Below are 18,595 nucleotides of genomic sequence, written 5' to 3' on the forward strand. Positions count from 1 at the left end.
GCTCGTTCGAGCCGACATACTCGCAGGTAGCCGTGGCGCAACGACCCCACCGCCGAGCTACATCCGAAGTCGCCGCGGACGCCGGCGCGCAACCTCATCAACGCAGCCTTCACCCAACGTGCGGCCACCCGGGACGACGGCCTTGTCGTGTCGATGCCCCTTTAGGAGGGCGGGCGAGAGCACCGTGGCCAGAGACTGCGGACATCCGAGTCTGCTGCAGGGACAGCTACACCTGGGCTACATGGCGACGGCCGGATCGGTCTCTCTTGGCACTTGGACCGGTTCGGACAGGCTCGGTGTGCTGATGCATTGCTTTTCCGCCAAGGTGCCGGAGCGAGCGACGGAGTCCAGTAGTGCCGCCAGCTGCCCTCGTGCGTCGACCAAGTCCAGGTTCGTGGGCGGTTGGCCCGGCACCCGCTGGAGTGTTCGGGCGTGGCCAAACAGCTCCGAGTAGGTGCGCCCGGCTACCTGTTCGTAGTGTGGGACGGACCGTTAAACCGCACCGTCCGGCGTTGCCGCCAGGTGGCGCTCGTTGGCGACGAAGTAGCGGTGGTCCTTAATTCCATGCCGCAGTCGCGTACTGAGGGCTTCATCGATCTCGGCGCACTCGTCGAGGAGTCGTTCGATCTGTTCCGAGGTCGCTGTCTGCGTGCGCGCGAGGCGGCTGAGCGCGATTGTCGCTTCGGCGAGGGCGTGGTCGCCGCCGCCGAGGTTCCCGCCGATCGAGGTACGCAGGATGGAATTGAGCGCTCCGTAGGACTTAGCGCGCGTGTCAAATACCTGCTTTGCGGCTGAGGAGCCGACGACCTCGGCGAGGCGTGCCGCGTGAAGGGATGTCAGCCGGCTGAGCCTTGATAGTCCGCGGATCGCGAGTGCTCGAGGAAACTCGCGCTGGAGATGTACAGCCGTGTTGTGCAGGGCGTCGATCGCGCTGTCGACTGGGTCCGTCGACGTCGACTCGATGAGCTTCGGCCGAGGCCGCCAGCCAACCTGGTCAACGACATACGCGTCGTGAGTGATGTGCTCGCTCGCCCACTCCACCGTCATGAAAGCGGTGGAGACGAGACCGGTGGCCTGGTGCCTGTGTCCGCCGCGTCCCGCGTATTGGGTGTCCGCTGGCCGGCTGCGGTCGCCGAGGAGCCGCCAACCGGGGGCCCACCGGTAGCGACCGTCGAGCCGGATGAGCGCCAGGCTGAGTTCGGCGGCATCCTCGATGAGCACCAAGCGGTGTGGGCGTTCCAGCTGGCTGCCGAGCGTGACCAGCTCCCGGTCGAGGCCGATCACCGCCGCTGCGGCGGCGCGCCGCCAGATCTCGACGAGTTCGACCGGCTGGCGTGTGGCGAGCTCGTCGAGGTTGGCTCCCCGCTCTCCAGGTAGGAGCTCGGCTCTCGGCGCGTTCTCGTCCATGAGGGCGGCCAGGCGCAGGGGCAGATTCCATACGGGCGCGCTCGCGCCGGGTGGGTTGGCGGTCTGGACGACGCGGTGTGCGTACTTCCACACGACCGCGCGGTAGCGCTGGACGAGGTCGGCGGAGGTCCGGGCTTGCTCGGGACTCCCCCAGGCTGGGGCTGCTCCGTTGCTGGAGGCGCCGAGGTAGTAGGTGATGCGCCGGTACCCGAACAGGTCGGCGACGGCGGCGCGGACGTCGTTGTTTACCTCGCCGTAGGTCATCGCTGGCCGCCGGCGTCGGGCGTGGTGTGGTCGGGGTCGGCCGCCCAGGTGACGTCCAGGATGCTGCGGCACACCCTCAGCACTCCGCGGTCTTTCGCGTAGCGGGTCAGGGCGTCGAGGCCGCTGCGGGCCTGGTCGTGCAAGCACTGCCTGGAGGGGGCCGGTGGTGGGTCGGCTGCGGGCAGGTCGAAGGGGTCGTAGAGCGCGTCGAGGAGTTCGACCGCGATGTCGTAGTCCAGGAGGCTGTTCCACGGGACGGTCTCGGCCAGGCCGATGAGAGCGGCGCGGGTAGCCGCGTACACCACGTGCTGTTGGTGATGTTGCGCGCGGGCGCCGGCTCGGCGGCTTCATTGTTGGTCAACGTGTGCTCCTGAGTGTGCGCGATCGCGACGCGCTTGCTGCCTTGCGGCAGTACGGCGTCGTTTCATGCTCAGGTGTGCAGGCAGGGCCACCCGGCCGTGTTTGCGACGGGGGCCGGGCCGGCGGTCAGTCGTCGTGGGTGCGTTCGCTGCGCCAGGCGTCGTAGCCGATCTCGGCCGCCCGCGTGGCGTGTCGCAGCCCGCGGTAGGTGCCCATGAATGGCCACACGACGGCGCCGCAGGCGAACTCCAGGGCATCAAGGCACGCGAACGCGAGCGCGAACTGGAGCCAGCCGCTGGTTTCGGTCGCGGGGACCGAGTGGATCCAGCGAGCGACGCCGTAGTAGGTGAGGTATAGGCCGACGGACAGCGGCCAGGCGAAGCGCAGGTGACCCGGCTGGCGCATCCAGCGGGCCATTATGTTCGTTGGGAAGTACTTCTGGGAGAAGTTGACGTACAGTGCCGCGAGAACGAACGAGATCCGGAAGATCACGGCTGACCTCTTTCCCGTGTCGCGCCCGCGCGTCCATTGCCCCTGCGACGTGATGCGTAAACCGAATTCAGCACGTGTAGGGCATCGCTGAGCCGTTGTCGGCGAGCCCAAGCGGCTGATCGATCGGGCGGGGGTCAGGGCACGCGCTCGCTCATGCCGCAGTGCGGGCGGCTACGCCCGCACGGATCTGCCGCGAGAGCGCGCGCGACCGTAAGGGTGTCTGCCGGCTCCGTGTCGTCCTGATGCCCGGGCCGGGTCCCCGTCATGGGGCGCCCCGCGAGTGCCAACACCCGTTCTCCCGGAGTTTGCTTGGCCGCCTGCTAGTGGGGCCCATCTGCGATCCCGCCGACGATGTGCGTCCGCTTGTAGCGTGTGGGGGCGAGCTACTGGTCGATGTACGTGCGGTTCACGTACGTCTCAACCACGCGTTCGCCGAGTGGGCGTACTGCGATGTAGGGACTCTTTGCGGGCATCCAGATCTCCGACGGGACGTCGGGCGTAAGCGCACGTGCAAGCGCTCGGCTCTCGATCGGGACACCGAGTGCAGCCATTGCGTCGTCAAGCGAGTCGAAGTTCGTGCGTGCCGGCATCCGGTCCTCCGTCGGGTGTGCTTGCGATCAGTGTGGACCAACCCCTGGACGTCCTGGCCAAGTCCCGCCTGAATCCCGTCCCTACACCACGAAGGCGACCGACTAGCCCCTCACTCTTGACCAGCACGAAGATCACGCCAAGCGCTACACCACTCCCAGTGGCATCGTTCGGATCCCATCGGTCGAAACGCGCGCTCAGGTCCGGCGCCCGATGCCTCGTCGCGGAGCGGGTCGCGCGGCCCTCCGCCCTCCCGGTCCTTCCTCACGTCGCCCAGTCTGGCGGACGCCCCGACGGCGCAATGAGTTTCCGGTCATGCCGCAGGTCACGCGCACCGGGTGACGCGCCAGTCAGCTCTCGCACTTGCCGGCTGGCCGAGCCTTGAGGTGTGTCCCGTGGTCCTCCTGCCAGGGTCGTTCTTAATCGGCAGGGCACGTCACGCCGCGGCTGCGCAACGTCCGCGGAGCGCGCGTCATAGCCACCTACGGCTGGCACAGTGACTGCATGACAACTTCGGTTCTCAACAGTCTGCCCACCAGGCAAGAGGTCCTGGCGCACGGCTTCGACTTTTCGTCCCACGTGGTGGCAGCCCAGGATGGAAGCGTCATGGGGGGCGTTCCTCGCCGACCTACCAGCCGCAGTCCAGGGGCGCGGTTACCACCACTTCACACGTCACGACCTTCTCACCAGCTTCGATTTCACCTCGTCGAACGCGGACGGCAGGCTGCTCCTGGCCTGCAACGTCTGGGGAACTGGAAACGGCGGATGGCTCGCTCCAAGGCGCGCCCGAGTCTTCCGTGACACCCAGCCGGACGACCTCAACGCACGCCTTGCCTCTGCTCGGCACACCATGGAGAGGGACGGGCCTGTCGCCGCCTACGCCGCGTTGCACGATGGCGGCCCGAACCGCGTCAAGCACATGCGCGCTTCGTTCTTCACCAAGTTTCTCTACGCGGCCGCCGCCCCGGGTGACGGCTCATGTGGTCGTGCCCTGATCCTCGATCAGTTCGTAGCGATCGCCCTGAACGACCTGCACCGTTGGTCTCTCCCCGAGCAGGCCGGCTGGTCACCCGAGACGTATGGACGCTGGCTGGACCTCGCCCACGGCATGGCCCGCCAAGAATCCGAGGCGACTGGCGAGCACGTCCGGGCGGACGCGATCGAGATGGCGTACTTCACCCATGGGCGTGACCTCTCTCGGAGACGGGTGCGAACAACCACCAAGAACGCGTAGCGACGCGTTACGGGTTACACGGCTCCTGGGTTGCGGCTCGGCGTTGTCGGCCATACCGGGCGCGCTGGGCCACGCGCGGGCCGTCTGCACATGCCGGTCTCACGAGCGACGAGTCGGGACTTGCGCTCAGTCCTCTCGCTCTCCTAGAACGGCCCCGCGAAACACGGACCACCTGCGGGGGGCTGGCCGCCGGGGCACGGGTCGTGGTCTCGTGGCAAGGTCTCCCTCACAGCACGAACTCCCGGGAGCAAGATGTCAGTCGCTGAGTGGGCATCACCGGTCCTCTCGTTCGTGGGCGCGGCCGTCGGAGCATGGCTCGTGTACCGCGTCGGTCGCGCGCAAGAGTGGGGACGCCGCTTCCAAGCGGCCCTAGACATGCTCGGTTCGAGTGATCCTCGACAGCGCGCGCTAGGTCGGGCCCGGATCGTCGAGATCTGCCGGCACGGCGCCGCCGACGACAACGGGCGCAATGAGGCACTCGCGGTGCTACGCGAAGACGTGCGCGGGTCATGCCCGGACGATGTTTGGCGCATGCTTTCCGATGCGGCCGTCGAGTCGCCGCCGCGGTTATGGATTGCCACCGACGGGCGTACCCGAATCGAAGGCGATGAGATCCACGTCGATAGAACTGTAGTGGAGTCCGCCGTGGCCTACGTCGACATTGCCGGTGGTGGTGACGCGGCTCAGGATCAGGTTGTGGCGCTCATCGCGGAGGCCGCCGTGACTTCTGTTCGCGGCGCCAGTCCACTCGTACGGGGCGCATCGAGTCCCGGCGCGGCTCGCTCCTTGCCGGACGATCAACGATTGATCCTTGTAAAACTCAACCCAGACGCGGCGGGTTTGGACGACACGACCCTCCGCGAACGGGCTCGGAAGTCATGGCGCCTCTCGATCGAGCGAGTGCGGTCCGAGCCTCCCGTAGGAGTCGCAGCTGTGGTGCAGCAACGGGTCGTAGGTGCGTGGGAGTACCTCGGCGTCGAGCCCAGTGCTGAACGCCCAGGGCGGGTCGAGTTCGGACTCGGGAGGCCGCTGCCAGACCTGGTCGGCTCCCAGTACGGCGACACTGGCCAGAACCCCGTGCGGTATTGGCCATAGGTTTCCCTGGCCTGTCGCTTATGGCGCGTTCACGACGCCGCGCTTCCCGCTTCCAGCACCTGTCACCTGCGCCCAGACCGACTCGATCGACGCGCACGGACATGCCGCTGGGCAGGAGGGGCGCCATAGTGCTCTACTCATGTCGCCTGGCGGTCACAGGCCTGCAGGGCGAGGTTGTCCGCCGCGGCGCGCTGCCCTTCAGGGTGCACTGCGGACTGCCGTCGCCGTACCGCGGAACCAGGCCAGCGCCTCGAGCAGGCGCTCCTGTGACCGCCCCTCGGCGAGCAGCGTCACCTCGAACCCAGGCCGCATTGCGAGTTTGACGGCCGGCAGGTTGACGCCTGGCACGGCGTTGAGCCGCTGCCGCAATGCCTCGCGTAGCGCTACGTCGTCGAAGGGCGGCCGGTACTGCATCCACTGGAAGACCACCTCGAATTTGCCCGAGGGGTAGATGGCCGCCGGCCAAACTCCACCGTGTCGGATGTCGCGCTCGTCGACCATGAGGAAGGCCGTCGTCTCGTCCGCCGAGCCGTACGCGAGCACGCCGCCCATGTCCTGCCAGGCGGCCAACACGGATAGCACCGCCTTGGCCACGGGCGGCTCGTGGGCCGAATAGAGCTGCTCCTGGAAGCGGCTCGCAGCCTCGTCCTCCTCGCCCAGGTCCGGCACGGCGTCGGGGAGCTCGGCCGGGTCGAGACCAACTAGAACGGCCAGTTCATCGACGCGCATGCGGCGCGACTGGTCAGCGCGGCCTTGCTCGTCGACAGGAACGCCTTCCTGGCGAAGCATCTCCGTGGGGTCGTCGTCTCGGTCTGGGTCGTTCCAGCGGAACCCGGGCGGGACCGCGCCCGAGCTTTTGCGGACGCGGTGAGCGTTTGGCATCTCGTGATTGGCCACGCGCTGTCCCACCGGCACTTGGTGGCTGCCGATTAGCGCCGCTAGGTCGAGGTAGGAAGTCCACGACCCGGCCGGCAGCGCCGCGACCGCCGCCTCCAGCACGTCCCATGCCGGCTCACCAGCCGAGCGGACGCCAGCGAGCGGTGCGGGCCAGTAGGCGCAGATGCGGTCGGCGAGCCGGTCGGCGCGGGCAAGGATCTCGGGTCGACCCCACCGCTCCTGCGAGGCGATGTCCCTTGTCATGGCCACACCGCTGGTCTGCAGCGTCGTGCGCTTGACCGCGAAGGGCTTGTTACCGAGCGGCGAGTTATAGCCGGTCAGCGTGAGGTTGCCGAGGGTGTGCAGTAGCTCTCGGTGCAGATCCTCCGGCTCCTCGTTCTCGCCGGCGTCCTCGGACAGCACCTCAAGCCACGATTCGGTGAGGGTCTGCGGTAGAACGTGCTCGATCGTAAGCCGATCGCCCTGCACCGGCTCGCGGTTGTGGTATGTCTCCTCGACCCAGCGGAGAAGCAGCGCGCGCTGGGGCGCCCGGCCGTTGAGGTAGAACGGCACTGTCTGCAGCGCGGCGCGCACGTCGTCGTCGCGGGCGAAGTACTTGCGGCCAGACGACAGGTAACGGTGTACCGCCTCGTCGACGGGCAGATTCTCGTCCAGCGACGGAACGACGTCGAGCAGCACGCGGTTGATGTTCGCCGTAGCCCGGCCGATGAGCAGTCGCCGCACGAGAAAGCTTTCGACCACTAGCAGCGCCTGCGCTACAGCGGCACTGTCGGTCTGTCCGCGTTCACGCAGGTCCAGCAGGTGCAGCGCCAACGGGTAGACCGTCGTCGTTCCCCAGTCCTTCAGTCGCTGGAGGCGCCGTCGAACGCTGGGGTCATGCTCCTGCTCCGGGTCGAGTACCGAGCGCAGGAGTCGGCCGAGACGGGCGAAGCGCGCCACCTCCGCTTCAATCTCGGTCTCCATGGTCAGCCGCTCGAGCCGGCGCTGCTGCTGCTCGTAGATTTCGGTCTGCTTGATGCGGCTGTCCTTGCGCACCAGGTCGAGCCAGAACAGCAGTTCCAGGTCGTCCGAGCTCAACGCCTGCTGCAGCGGCAGCCAAACGCCGTTGTAGACACGCTCGCCGGCCGTGGGCAGTCGCATGAAGAGGTAGTTGCGCAGAAGGTCGCCCTGCTTGAGCGCAAGGCCGGTGTTGTTGAGCGACTCGAAGATTCGGTAGGCGTTGTCGCCGGGCTGCGCCGTGACGGACACAAGCGACAGCCCGCGGATGACGGCGCCCTCGATACGGTCGACATCCAACGGGTCGTCGGCATCGTCGACACGGACCAACTGACTGCGGAAGTAGCGGTACGCGGCACCCACCCGATCTGGCCCGCCCGCCTGCGGCGTCGCATCCAGGACGGCCTCGTACGCCGGGCGGTCCGCCTGTGTCGGCACGACCTTCGGGCGCTCTGCGGCGGGCCTGTACTTGTTCGTGAGGAACAGTTCGTCAAGGCGCTGCCGGTGGTCTCCACCTTCCGTCGCCTGACGGTGGTCTCGGATGGCGCACAGCAGCAGCGTGAGCGTCGTCAAACGCTGCTGGCCGTCGACGACGAGGTACTCCTGCACCCCGACGGGGCCGAGGCCAGGGCTAGGGGCGAGGACGACAGAGCCGATGAAGTGCGTGGCCGTCTGATCGTGCTGGCGGTCGTCGGCGAGCTTCTCCACGTCGTCCCACAGGCGCTTGAGTTGTGCCTCTCCCCAGGAGTAGGTGCGCTGGTAGAGGGGCACGCGGTACTGCTTCGAGCCCTCGAGCAGCTCCTGCAGCGTCGTCTCCTTGGCAATGACCACGGGATGACTCTGGCATAGAGCGGGTGCCTGCGCGTCGTCCGCTGCCCCTGATGTCTCAGGCCTCTTCGCCGCGTTCCCTCAGAGAGATCCGCGTACATAGGAAGCGTGCTCGCCCGACGCACCGGGGCTGATCCGGGCCGCGTTCAGCGCTGCTAGGCCGGCGCGTTAGGGCGCGTTAGGGCGCGTTAGGGCGCGGTCCGCGGAGGGCGCGAAGCACCCGCATCGCGGGGCCCCATGGCGGGGCCTCGGCCTCCCCGTCAAGGCGCCCGGGCGGCTCGTCGTTGAGCTAGTACGGGAGTCCTTCCCATTCGGCACGGTGGACGTCGGCGGGCTCGCAATCCCGCGTCGCTACACTGCGAGGCATCATCCGACTCTGCCGCGAAGTGTGCGCGGCCGTGCCGCGTGCGCGCTCAGACGCTCCCTCGCCGCCAAGGTATGTAAAGCTCAGTCGCGACTACGACCAGCGCAGGTGGTCGAACACCAACTCACGTTCAGCACTTGCGTCACCGTCGAAGTCTGCGCCAACCTCACCAGTCGAAGCATTGACAACGATGCTGGCGAGCGAGGGCTCGTTGCGCCGGAAGCAGTCCTCCGAGAGGAGGTCCAGCAGCCGGCCCATACCATGCACGAGGTACGGCAAGTTGAGCTCCCCCGCAACTCGCCGTACGTCACCGTCTCTCGTGCCACAGCTGCCTCAATCAACCTATCGCGCACTCGTGGCAAGCTCCCGAACGCGGTGTCCGTCACCGTAATCGTCCGGCCCTTCATCGAGACCTTCTCGCCCTTACGCAACATGAGACCCATACGGAACATCTTGGCAGCGCCAGTAGTCAGGTCGACAACGTCGCGCTGCTGACACCGCGTGGTGACCCGCGTACACGCTCATGCCGCAGTGAGAGTGCGATGAGCACTCCGCTGGACCAGGCGGGCGACACGCCGGCACCCGGTAGCCATGCACTGCACGGGCTGACGATCCGTCAACGACCTCCGCTGAGCTCCGGCGAACGTCCTTCGGACTCGCTGACGGGGTCCAGACCCTGCCCACAAGCGAGCGAAGCTGGGGCTCGCTGGCCAGCACCCGACCAAGGTAGAGGCTGCACGCGAGGCGCATAGGGCCGGGAGCCGGGCCGGCCCAGTGTGATCGCGCGGCCGGACTTCCCGCGGTATCGCACCTTGCGCGAGGACACCGGCACGTCCCCCGCTGCCGCGTGTACCGAGGTGTGGTGGGTCGACGCCCACGGCACCGTCTCGGCCCAATGACTCGTCGGCAACGCCCGGCAGATCGGCCGCGGTACGAGCTGTCGTCAGCGTCATGCGGAAGGGGTTCTGCTCGGCTTGAGGCTCCCCTTGCCTGACGCGCTCGGACCTTGCCCCCAGCGCCGGCGTGTCGCCCTAGACTCCGCCGTGAATGCCCGCGACGTTTCGCCACGGGCGCTATTACCCGAGGAGCGACATGGACGACCTCACCAACGCACCGCGCGATGTCGAAGAGGATGACGCGCAGGTTGCGCCTGACGGCGACCTCGCCCGGGATCAGCCGCCCGCCGCGCCTGGAGAAGGGCCCTCGGCCGCCCTAGTCGAAGTACTGCCGGGCGTCGTGATCGCCTTCGGGGACGTCCCCGCTGGCCTAGGTCTGGACCTGGTGGACTTCGGGTTCGTCCCCGCAGCGGACCGCAAGCAACTCGCCACGGCTCTCGGTTCGTTGATCGGCAACACCGCCACCGTGGGCGGCAACATCGCCAACGCGGTGTCGAGTACGCAGGGGCTGTACCAAGTCAGTTCCGCCACTCAAGCCTTGCTCAACAATGGGGCCGTCCTCGCCGTCAAGGACGGTGCGAACCTTGGTTCCGTCTGGATGAATGGCGACCTGGTGGCGCAGGCGCGCTTCATCCCGGTCAGCGCCGCCAGCGCTGCTTCGGTCGCTGCGGCGATCGGCCCAGCGGTTGCGATGGTCGCCATTCAGATGCAGCTGAACGAGATCACTGGTCTGGTCCGCACAAACATTGCCCTGACGACGCAGGTGCTTGGCGCCCTTCGCAGCGAGCAGTGGGCCGAGCTGAGCGGACATGTCGCCGCGATCGACCGGGCTCTGGCGCAGGCACGTGAGATCGAGTCGATTCCGAAATCACTCTGGGAGACGATCGCCGGGGACGAGGCCGCTCTGCGCAAGCAGGTCGACCTCTACCGTCGTCATGTTGGCGGCCATCTCAGAGGGATCGACCAACCCAACACACGTGCCCGTCGGGAGTATCTCGACGCCAACGCCGAGGCGATCGTCTTCGACTCCCACGCCCTGATGTCCTCGCTGAAGGCGTGGACCGGATACAAGGCCCTTCAGGCCGGTAGGGCTCGAAGCGCAGGGGACGGCGACGCCTACGAGGCACGGCTCGTCGACGTCATCATCCGGGATACCCGCACCGAGCTAGAGGCAGCCCTCGCCGACGCGACGCAGCTCGTCGACGCCGTTACCCGCGAGCTACGACTGGTTGCCGAACCCGCCGGACCCATGACGATCCCCCTGACCCGCAAGCGCCGTGACCATCGCGCCGCCCGCGTGACCAGCAACGACCTACTCAGGGCGATCGAACCCCTCGCCGACGCACTGCGGCCCACTCCGCCGCCGGTTAGTGCCCCAACGATTGTCTGCTCGTTCGAGGACGTGGACCTGGACCCGTACCTCCGAGTCCTGCGGTGGACCATCGACGCAGACGAGACACTGCGCTGCATCGCCTTCTGCTACGACCGTGACGAGTTAGACGTCGTCGCCCTCGGCCAGAATGTGCTCAGTCGCATCGAACCGGAGAAGTGGGCCACGCTCGTTGCCGTCACAGACCGGCGAGTCATCACGTCGCGGGCGAGCGAGTTCCGCCGAGAAGGTCGGATCGGCCGACAGATACCCCTCGACGACGTGCGATACGTGCGGGCGAGGAGCGCCCTCGGGGCAGATCGACGGCCCGAAGTGGACCTCATCTCGCGCGAGGTCGACTTCAGGTGGGGCTTCCATGCCGACACGGACCCCTCGCAGGTCGCCGCGCTCGCCGCGGTTCTAGCCGATTCGATGATGCTGCCCGACGCCGAAAGGAAAGCACTCATACAGACGCCAGGTGGCCAGATCGAGGCCGGGGGCACGCCGGAGGGGCGTGCTGCACGGACAACTGATGGCGAGTAGTCACGCGGCTTGGGTGGCCGGTGCGGGCGAGATGTCCTTGTGCTTCGAGGGGCTCACCAGCCCAGACGGCCTTGCAGGTGAAGTCGGGTCGCCGAGCTCCACGAGCGGCGTCCTCCACCGCGCCTCAACCTGATCACCAACACCGAGCCCAGAAAGACCGACCCGCCATTGGCCCTCACCGCCTGAGAGCAACGGATCACACCGAAGCGCGCCACACCACGTCCACGGACTTGACCCGACGGCTCGTGGGCGAGCGCCCCGCCTCCATTCACGGCCTACTCGTCCTCTGACCTGTCGATCAGTTCAACCAACGCCTCGGGCGGAGTGCTGGGCTTTGTCACCAGGCGCTTTCCACCTCCCGGATTGGGATCGCCGGCGAGGGCCGCGAGAACGTCAGAGGGCGTTGCCGTGTTCGCGGCAACCGCCTCACGCACCTTGCTCGAGCCTTTCCCTGCGGCCGCGCGGAGGAGCCTTGAGTCGATGGTTGTTCTCCCCGCAAGGTCGAGAAACGCGAGCTCTGGGAAGGAAGGATTGCTCACGGCGATCGCGCGGTTGCCGTCGGCGTAGGCGTATTGGGCGAACCGAGCCAGCACATCTGCGGGCGTTTGAGGGTTCGCCGCCAGAGCCATCATCAGATCCGTGCCGATCGGTCGATAGTCCCCGCCTCGGCAGCGGACCGTGGGCCGAGTGGGCGACCGGTCGGCGCGCGAACCGGTCCCGGTGGCCGAGTGCACGACGGCCTTGGCACACCTGGAGGCAACAGCGTTCACCGGCGCGGTGCCGCGTGGCGTGCAGGAGGCCCGTGATGTCGATCCCGACCAGGCAGTGCATCGTCGGTGAGATCGCCTCCCAGCCGGAGTGGTCGAAGACGAGCGATGGCACGGTGCGGTTGTTCGCCCGCATTAAGATCGGGGCCCGTCGCCCGCGAGAGGACGGCACCTACGGGGAGCCGGTGGAGTCTTTCCACAATCTCGTCGCGTACGGGCGCGCCGCCGAGCGTGGCCGCAGCCGGGTGCGCCAGGGGGACGTCATCGTCGCCGCCGGCTATGTCCGCACCTACTCGCATGACCAGGGCGCCGAGCCGCGGACCGGTGAGGAGTTCGTCATGCGGTGGTTCGGGCACGAGGCCTGGCGTACCGAGTACACGGTGGCTCGGTCCGCGCCGGTCGCGGGGCCGCCGTCGCGGCGTCGTGCCCCCAGGCGGTCCTCGGTCGCGGCGTTCGTCACGCCGGTCCCGGCGCCCGATCCGGCACGGTACGACCGGTGGTCGCCATGGTGGACCCGGACATGGGTGGGCCGTCGCGAGCGGGGCGCCCCCCGGCGCCGCAGCTCGGGGTCTTCGCGGGTGAGGAGGAGGAGCCCGTCGGGCCGGTCAACTGGAACACCCTGCCGGCGGCGGAGGCGGCCGCGCGCTGGGTGGCGCTGGAGGCGTGGGTGTCCTGGCTGCGCACCGCCTACGGGCTGTCGGTGCTGGAGATCCCGCCGTTATGGCACCGCCATGACGAGCTGGTGTGGGAGCTCTCGGCCCTGCATCAGCACTGGCTGGCCTGCTACGGCGAGGGTGCGTCGGGCTCGGCGCCGTTGCAGTGGCACCGGGACTTCGACGACGCCCGCCACCGCCTGCGCCGCTGGGTCGCTGCCTGCGGCACCCAGGGCGGTGCCGACCGGCCCACCTTGGTGGCGTCCTGGCCCGGACAGCCCCCGCGCGACGTGGAGCCCGCCCGGGCGATCACCGACCGGGACGCGGACTTCCAGGACATGGTCCGCGCCGACGTCCAGGAACGGCTTGACGCCGCGGAGGCGATGGCCACCGCGCTGTCGTCGCCCGGCCGGTCCGGGGGTGCGTGATGCACCGGATGCCCGGCGCCCTGGAGCGCGAGCTGGCCGACCTGGCCGCGCTGACCGATCACGCCTCGACCGGCGCCCACGACGCCTACGCCCGGCTCCGCGGCCCGCTGTGGGCGACCCTGCACACGCTGGGGTTCGACGGTGGTGAGGTCCTGGTCCTCGGTGACGGCGCCCCGACCCTGTTAGGCATGCCCGGCGGCCAGGAGCGGTCCGTGGACTTCGTGGCTGCCCGGCTCGTGCCCCTGGGCGGGTCCGCCTCCGCGGCCGTGACTCCTGGCGCCAGCAGCGATGTGGGCTGCTTCGACGTGGTGGTCGCCTCTTTGCCGTGGGCCGATGTACAGCTACGCGACCCTGCCAGGTGGGCGCAGCGGGTGGTGCGTCAGGCGCAGATGACGATCGGCGCGGCGACCCTGGCCCGGCCCGGCGGGCTGATTGCCGTGCTGGCCACGCACGACCTGATGGACGCCCCCGACCCCGGGGAGCGCCGGGCGATCATGCAGCACGCGGCGTTCCTCGGTGCGGTCCGGCTGCCCGCCGGGGTGCTGCGGCCGGCGGCGGGTACCGACAACGTCGTGGATCTCATGGTGTTCACGGCCGCGGGCCCGCCGCACGCGACCGGGACCCGGGCGTTCGAGACGACGGTCCAGATCTCGCTGCCCGGCGGGGACGTCGTGTTGAACCGGTACTTCGACGACCACCCCGAGCAGGTGCTGGGATCCGTCGAGGTGGAGGCGAGCGTCTGGGGCCGCCCGTCCCTGACGGTCGTCGGTGACGGCGCGACCTTCGACCGGGAGGTGAGCCTGGCGCTCGGGAGCCTGGCGGCCGGTGCGGTGCGCGATGGCCTGACCGCCGCAGCACCGGGCGATCCCGGGGTGGCGGGCAGCGCCGGCGGGTGGGTCATCGAGGGCGCCCGGCGGTACCTGCCCTCCCAGCTCCAGGGCGGCCAGATCCATGGCGCGTGGCGCACGTCCCACGGGTGGCCGACCACCCGTCCACCAGAGCCAGACGTCGACCTGTGACCACTGTGAGCGAGACGGAGGCAGCCACGCTTGAACTCCGGACCGGGTCTCTTGCGGTCCTTCGTGGACCTGCAGGTGAAGACGAAGGAGAGGACACGTGACCAGCTACGTGACGCTGACCCCGGAGGATGTCGCTAGGACGCTCGGCACCTCGCCGTGGTGGGTCAGGGAGCAGGCTCGCCGTGGACGTATTCCGCACCTGCGAGTTGGCAGGGGCCAGATCCGGTTTCTGCCCGAGCACGTCGACGCTCTCTTCAGGCTCATCACAGTCGATTGCGTCGCTGAAGATGCCAAGCCGGCCGTGACCACCTCGAGTGACCTCAGCGCGCTCGGCCCGACCGTCAAGTCCCTCGCGGCACATCGGCGTCGTCCACACGTGGCCGGCGATCGCCAACTGTCTTGAGCCACGCGGTTCGCCCCGCGAGGTGCGACTGCCGACCACAGCGAGAGCCCCTTTCGGTCAACTCGCCGGCGGGCGACTCCGCCGATAGCGGACCGGTCAATCACGCAGACAGTGGTGCCGCACCTCTACTCACCAACGTGGCGACAGTCTTCGGCTGGCATGACGACTTCCGGCGAGCTGGACGACGCGATGACGCAGCAGGTGCACCGCCCCCTGGCGTCCGCCTTCCCGTCCGCCTGACCGTCGATCAGTCGCTGGGCGCCCTCGCCCTACCGTCCACCCGTTGGGTGAAGGCGCAGCCCGGCCATGGCACGGGAGGCGGCGTCCGCGGCGGCTCGCTGCTGGTCGGGGAGGAGGTGCGCGTAGGTCTCGGTCGTTGTCGTGATCGACTCGTGCCCGAGGCGGCGCTGCAGCACGAACAGGTCCGTTCCCGCGGCGATCATCCACGACGCGTGCGTGTGCCTCAGGTCGTGCACGCGCGGCCGCTTGGTCAGTCGGGGGGCATCGGGGTCGGGCGATCCGTCGGACCGTCGGGGGTTGCGGGCGGCGTCGAGCGCCGGCGTCCACGTGGTCGTCCAGAACCGCGGCGACTGCAAATGCGCGCCGACGGTGTTGGTGAACAGGAGCTCGCCGGGCGCCTTGCCGGCGACGAGCGGGGAGAGCACGTCGACCAGGTCGTCCCGCAGCGACACGGTGCGCCACGCGCGCTTGGTCTTCGGCGGGCCGACGTACCAGTGCCGATCCTGATCCCGCTTCCATGCCTTGGTCACCTTGATCGTCGCCGGGCGGGACACGAGGTCGACGTCGCCCGTGGTGAGCGCGGTGGCCTCACCCCAGCGCAGCCCGGTGGCGACGAGGGTCAGCACGAGCGGCTGGTAGTGCGGCGGGATCTTGGACAGCAGGAGCATGAACTCGTCGGGGGTGAGCACCGTCATGTCGTCGCGGGTGGACTGCGACTTGGGCAGCAGGACGCCGGCGCACGGGTTGTCAGGTCGGTACCCGAGCCGCACCGCGGTCGCCATCGACGCGGAGAAGAGCCCGTGGACGTTGGCGATGGTCTTGGGCGCCAGGCCCTTCTTCGACATGTCCGCGACCCAGCCGGCCACCTGCCGGTAGGTCAGCGCGGAGACCGGGAAGGCACCGAGCGTCGGGACGATATGGGCCGCCATCTGCTGGCAATAATGGGCGCGGGTGTCAGTGCCGACCGCGGTCAGGAGGTCGATGTGCTCGGCGACGACCTGGGCGACGGTGGGTCCGAACTTGCGGATGGCGTCAGCAACTCGCGCCGCCTCGGCGGCGTATCCGCCGGCCGCCTCGATCAGCTTCTTGGCGACGATCGCCTCGCGTTCGTCGTCGTACGTCAGGGACGTCTGGCGTCCCGTCTCGGGGTCACGCCAGAGCACCGCGAACGCCCGCGTCCCGTCCGCGCGACGCCGCTCCCGCAGAGAGGCCATACAGGAAAAGGTAGCCAATCGTGTCAACGATTGGCTACCTTCCTGTCAACATGGCCAGCGTTTCCGCAGGTCTTCAGGGGTGGAGGTGGCGGGAATCGAACCCGCGTCCGATGACTGTGAACCAGGACTTCTCCGTGCGCAGTCTGCTGCGATTTTCTCGGCCCCCATGATCTAGCAGACATGTCATGGACGGGCCCAGTCGGCTAAGAGTCCCCCCAGCATCACCGACGAATGCTGGGAGCAGTGGCTCTCTAGATGACGCCAGCTACTGAGACGAGAGCGAGCTCAGGCTGACGGACTTCGGTACTCGCTCAGGCGGCGAGAGCGAAGTCGGCGCGATTGGTATCGGCACCTATTGGTTTGCAAGGATCGTTTACGAGATAACCCTGCGTCCTCGGCACGCTTCTCCTGGATCGACGATCACCGTCGAAACCGATCACCCCCTGTGCAGTTGTCAACCACTCCGCCGTCCCCTGCCGCGAGCGGCCGGGTCGGGTGGAGCAGGTCAAGCATAGTCGTCAACCCCGCCGGCGGCACGACCATTCCCGCCCGGACGCGGGGGCCCGAGCCGGCACGCGTGACCAGCGCCGGGCACGCTTCGCCAGCCCCCACCACGCTCACCAGCCCCCGCCACCACCGCCGCCCACTCCGCCGCCGGCGAACCCGCGGCCGCCGGAGCCGCTGGACCCGGACGACGCCGGCGTCGCGGCGGAGATGGACTGGGTCGTGACGGCGGTGAAGCTCTCGACGCTCTGCCCGAACCCGCCGACGCCCCAGACCCCGTACGGCACCCCCACGCCCCGGTACCAGGTCGGCTCCGGCACCGACTCCCCCCGGGACGCCAGCGCCTCGAACCCGCCGGACCACCGGTCGGTCACGCCGAACGCGATGGCGTACGGCAGGTACCGGCTGAACAGGTCCTCCCCGTGCACCAGCCGCAGCGCGTCGGGGTCCGCCGTCTCCAGGTAGCGCTTGAACGCCACGGCCTGCGCCAGCACCTCAGTCCCTGCGGCGGTGCGGGCCGGCGCGGCCCCGGCGCACACCAGCACCACCACACCGACCACCACCAGCGCGACGCCGACCAGCGCGAGCCCGTCGACCAGCGCGGCGATCGCCACCCCGACCCCGGCGATCCCGAGCACCAGCAGCGCGACGGCCACGGTGTACCACCGGTGCCGGACGGTCCGCGGGTTCGCGGTGAACCACCCGCGCTCGGTCACGTGCGCGTAGAGCAGCTCCTGGACGGCGGCCATGGACGACGCGAACGTCGTCCTCACCCGGGACATCCGCACCGTGTCCCGCTTCCTGAACAGGTCCGCCAGCAGCCGCGACTCGAACGCCGTCAGAGTCGACCGGTCCCGGGAGACCTCGACCAGCTCCCAGTCGCCCGGCACGTCCCGCGGCGGCCCCGGCACCTCCCGGATCTCCAGGTACCCGCGGACCGCGAGGTCGACGATCGTCGCGGTGACGTCGCGCGGGTCGGCGACCTCGTCCAGCAGCGTGCCGAGCTCGCCGGGCAGCACGCCGTCGGGCGGCGTGGACTGCACGGCGACCGGCGGGCGGTGCTCGCGGAACGCTCCCCCGCCGCCCGGGGCGCCGGCGACCATGCCGGTCGGCAGGCCGAGCGCCGCGCGGTCGCGTCCGCCGCGGCGCGCGCGGGCCACCGCCAGGGCCGACCCGACGCCGGCGATCAGCAGCGCCGTGCCGCCGGTCGTCCGGGTCGGGACCCACGGGTCGGTGTAGTCGACGGCGTCCCCGACGATCGGCCTGACGCCGGGGAACGTCCCGGCCGGCCAGACGACCACGATGGTGAACGGCTCCCCCGGGCGCAGCGCGGCCACCGAGGACGTCGCGGTGTCGCCGTCGACGTCGGTGCCCTGCGTGCACGGCCGGCCGACGTCGCCCCCCGCGAAGCACAGCACCTCGTCCACCGGCGCCGGACCGTTGACGGTCACGCCGACGTCGGACAGCGGGATCTCCCACGCGCCGCCGATCACATCCAGGTACAGCTCGTCGCCGGTCGGCGGGACGACACGGGGGTCGTCGGTCAGCCGCGTCCCGGCGGGGTTGACCCATCCCTCGACCCGGTAGGTCACCACGTACACGTGCGACCCCGAGACGTCGTCGACGTCCTCGTCGCCGATCCGCAGCATCAGTCCTTGGCGGGTCCTCTCGACGTCGAGGTCGTCCGGCGCGGTGTCGCTGGACGCGCGCACGTCGGTGATGCGGAACAGCCGGTCCCGCTCGGGGTCGCCGGCGATCGCCTGCCGGGTCGGCAAGGTGACGAACGGGCCGTGCCCGGGCTCATCCCCGAAGTCGAACGTGAGCTCGAGCCGCACGTCCGCGACGCCGTCGGCCCTCACCGCGACGTTCGCCGAGTAGCGGGTGATCTCCTGGCCCTCGGTCTGCGCCGAGGCCCGGTCCGCCCGCACGACCAGGGCGAGGACCATGGTGATCCCGGCGAGCGCCCACGCCACCACGCGGAGCCAGAACAGCGTGTCGCGTCTCGGCGGCCGCCCGGAGCCGGCGCGGTCAGGC

The 18,595-nt window shown here is 69.1% G+C and carries 11 protein-coding genes, 1 other RNA gene and 1 pseudogene; 5 read left to right on the forward strand and 8 right to left on the reverse strand.

The window, feature by feature from the left end; all coding sequences use genetic code 11:
• Nucleotides 1–492 precede the first annotated feature (492 nt).
• The 3 genes from CAE01nite_RS10375 to CAE01nite_RS10385 form a co-directional block, all read right to left on the reverse strand.
• Nucleotides 493–1,671, reverse strand: a complete 1,179-nt coding sequence (locus CAE01nite_RS10375; protein WP_146903689.1) for a hypothetical protein — start codon at nt 1,669–1,671, stop codon at nt 493–495.
• On the reverse strand, nt 1,668–1,976 hold the full coding sequence (locus CAE01nite_RS10380) for a hypothetical protein (RefSeq protein ID WP_146903691.1): 309 nt from the start codon (nt 1,974–1,976) through the stop codon (nt 1,668–1,670). The genes CAE01nite_RS10375 and CAE01nite_RS10380 overlap by 4 nt, the downstream gene beginning before the upstream one ends.
• Nucleotides 1,977–2,157: 181 nt before the next feature.
• Nucleotides 2,158–2,523, reverse strand: coding sequence for a hypothetical protein (locus tag CAE01nite_RS10385; protein WP_146903693.1), 366 nt, complete (start codon nt 2,521–2,523; stop codon nt 2,158–2,160).
• Between the two features lie 1,156 nt (nt 2,524–3,679).
• On the opposite strand from CAE01nite_RS10385, the pseudogene CAE01nite_RS10390 reads away from it, so the two are divergent.
• A pseudogene (locus tag CAE01nite_RS10390) lies at nt 3,680–4,345 on the forward strand (8-oxoguanine DNA glycosylase OGG fold protein); the annotation flags it as partial.
• Nucleotides 4,346–5,638: 1,293 nt separating this feature from the next.
• Here CAE01nite_RS10390 and CAE01nite_RS10395 read toward each other — a convergent pair.
• Nucleotides 5,639–8,164 carry a GmrSD restriction endonuclease domain-containing protein gene (locus tag CAE01nite_RS10395; RefSeq protein ID WP_146903698.1) on the reverse strand — a complete coding sequence of 842 codons (2,526 nt, stop codon included), beginning with the start codon at nt 8,162–8,164 and terminating at the stop codon, nt 5,639–5,641.
• A gap of 1,453 nt (nt 8,165–9,617) precedes the next feature.
• Between CAE01nite_RS10395 and CAE01nite_RS10400 the strand changes: the two genes are divergently transcribed.
• Entirely contained in the window at nt 9,618–11,333 is a 1,716-nt protein-coding gene (locus CAE01nite_RS10400) for a hypothetical protein (RefSeq protein WP_146903701.1), read from the forward strand.
• 275 nt (nt 11,334–11,608) lie between these two features.
• Here the strand turns inward: CAE01nite_RS10400 and CAE01nite_RS10405 are convergent, their stop codons facing one another.
• Nucleotides 11,609–11,962, reverse strand: coding sequence for a hypothetical protein (locus tag CAE01nite_RS10405; protein WP_186816522.1), 354 nt, complete (start codon nt 11,960–11,962; stop codon nt 11,609–11,611).
• A 643-nt stretch (nt 11,963–12,605) separates the two neighbouring features.
• Here CAE01nite_RS10405 and CAE01nite_RS10415 point away from each other — a divergent pair.
• The 3 genes from CAE01nite_RS10415 (at nt 12,606) to CAE01nite_RS10425 (ending at nt 14,603) form a co-directional block, all read left to right on the forward strand.
• A complete protein-coding gene (locus tag CAE01nite_RS10415; protein ID WP_246131152.1) occupies nt 12,606–13,181 on the forward strand; it encodes a hypothetical protein in 576 nt (191 codons plus the stop codon).
• Nucleotides 13,181–14,200, forward strand: coding sequence for a hypothetical protein (locus CAE01nite_RS10420; protein WP_146903706.1), 1,020 nt, complete (start codon nt 13,181–13,183; stop codon nt 14,198–14,200). Before CAE01nite_RS10415 ends, CAE01nite_RS10420 begins: the two co-directional genes overlap by 1 nt.
• Before the next feature lie 97 nt (nt 14,201–14,297).
• A complete protein-coding gene (locus tag CAE01nite_RS10425; protein WP_222595879.1) occupies nt 14,298–14,603 on the forward strand; it encodes a helix-turn-helix domain-containing protein in 306 nt (101 codons plus the stop codon).
• 269 nt (nt 14,604–14,872) lie between these two features.
• Here CAE01nite_RS10425 and CAE01nite_RS10430 read toward each other — a convergent pair whose 3' ends face one another.
• From CAE01nite_RS10430 to CAE01nite_RS10440, 3 genes are all read right to left on the reverse strand, one after another.
• Nucleotides 14,873–16,057, reverse strand: a complete 1,185-nt coding sequence (locus tag CAE01nite_RS10430) for a tyrosine-type recombinase/integrase (protein ID WP_146903709.1) — start codon at nt 16,055–16,057, stop codon at nt 14,873–14,875.
• A gap of 77 nt (nt 16,058–16,134) precedes the next feature.
• Nucleotides 16,135–16,501: a transfer-messenger RNA gene (gene ssrA / locus CAE01nite_RS10435) on the reverse strand.
• A 173-nt stretch (nt 16,502–16,674) separates the two neighbouring features.
• Nucleotides 16,675–18,537: a DUF2207 domain-containing protein gene (locus tag CAE01nite_RS10440; RefSeq protein WP_222595880.1), complete on the reverse strand. Its 1,863-nt coding sequence runs from the start codon at nt 18,535–18,537 to the stop codon at nt 16,675–16,677.
• Between the last annotated feature and the right edge of the window lie 58 nt (nt 18,538–18,595).

Source organism: Cellulomonas aerilata (assembly GCF_007991755.1).
GTDB lineage: Bacteria > Actinomycetota > Actinomycetes > Actinomycetales > Cellulomonadaceae > Pengzhenrongella > Pengzhenrongella aerilata.

Bases quoted from the DNA above. Each gene is read 5' to 3' on its own strand.
- CAE01nite_RS10375 (WP_146903689.1), bottom strand. From the start codon at position 1,671: ATGACCTACGGCGAGGTAAACAACGACGTCCGCGCCGCCGTCGCCGAC.
- CAE01nite_RS10400 (WP_146903701.1), top strand. From the start codon at position 9,618: ATGGACGACCTCACCAACGCACCGCGCGATGTCGAAGAGGATGACGCG.
- CAE01nite_RS10405 (WP_186816522.1), bottom strand. From the start codon at position 11,962: ATGGCTCTGGCGGCGAACCCTCAAACGCCCGCAGATGTGCTGGCTCGG.
- CAE01nite_RS10415 (WP_246131152.1), top strand. From the start codon at position 12,606: ATGGTGGACCCGGACATGGGTGGGCCGTCGCGAGCGGGGCGCCCCCCG.
- CAE01nite_RS10420 (WP_146903706.1), top strand. From the start codon at position 13,181: ATGCACCGGATGCCCGGCGCCCTGGAGCGCGAGCTGGCCGACCTGGCC.
- CAE01nite_RS10430 (WP_146903709.1), bottom strand. From the start codon at position 16,057: ATGGCCTCTCTGCGGGAGCGGCGTCGCGCGGACGGGACGCGGGCGTTC.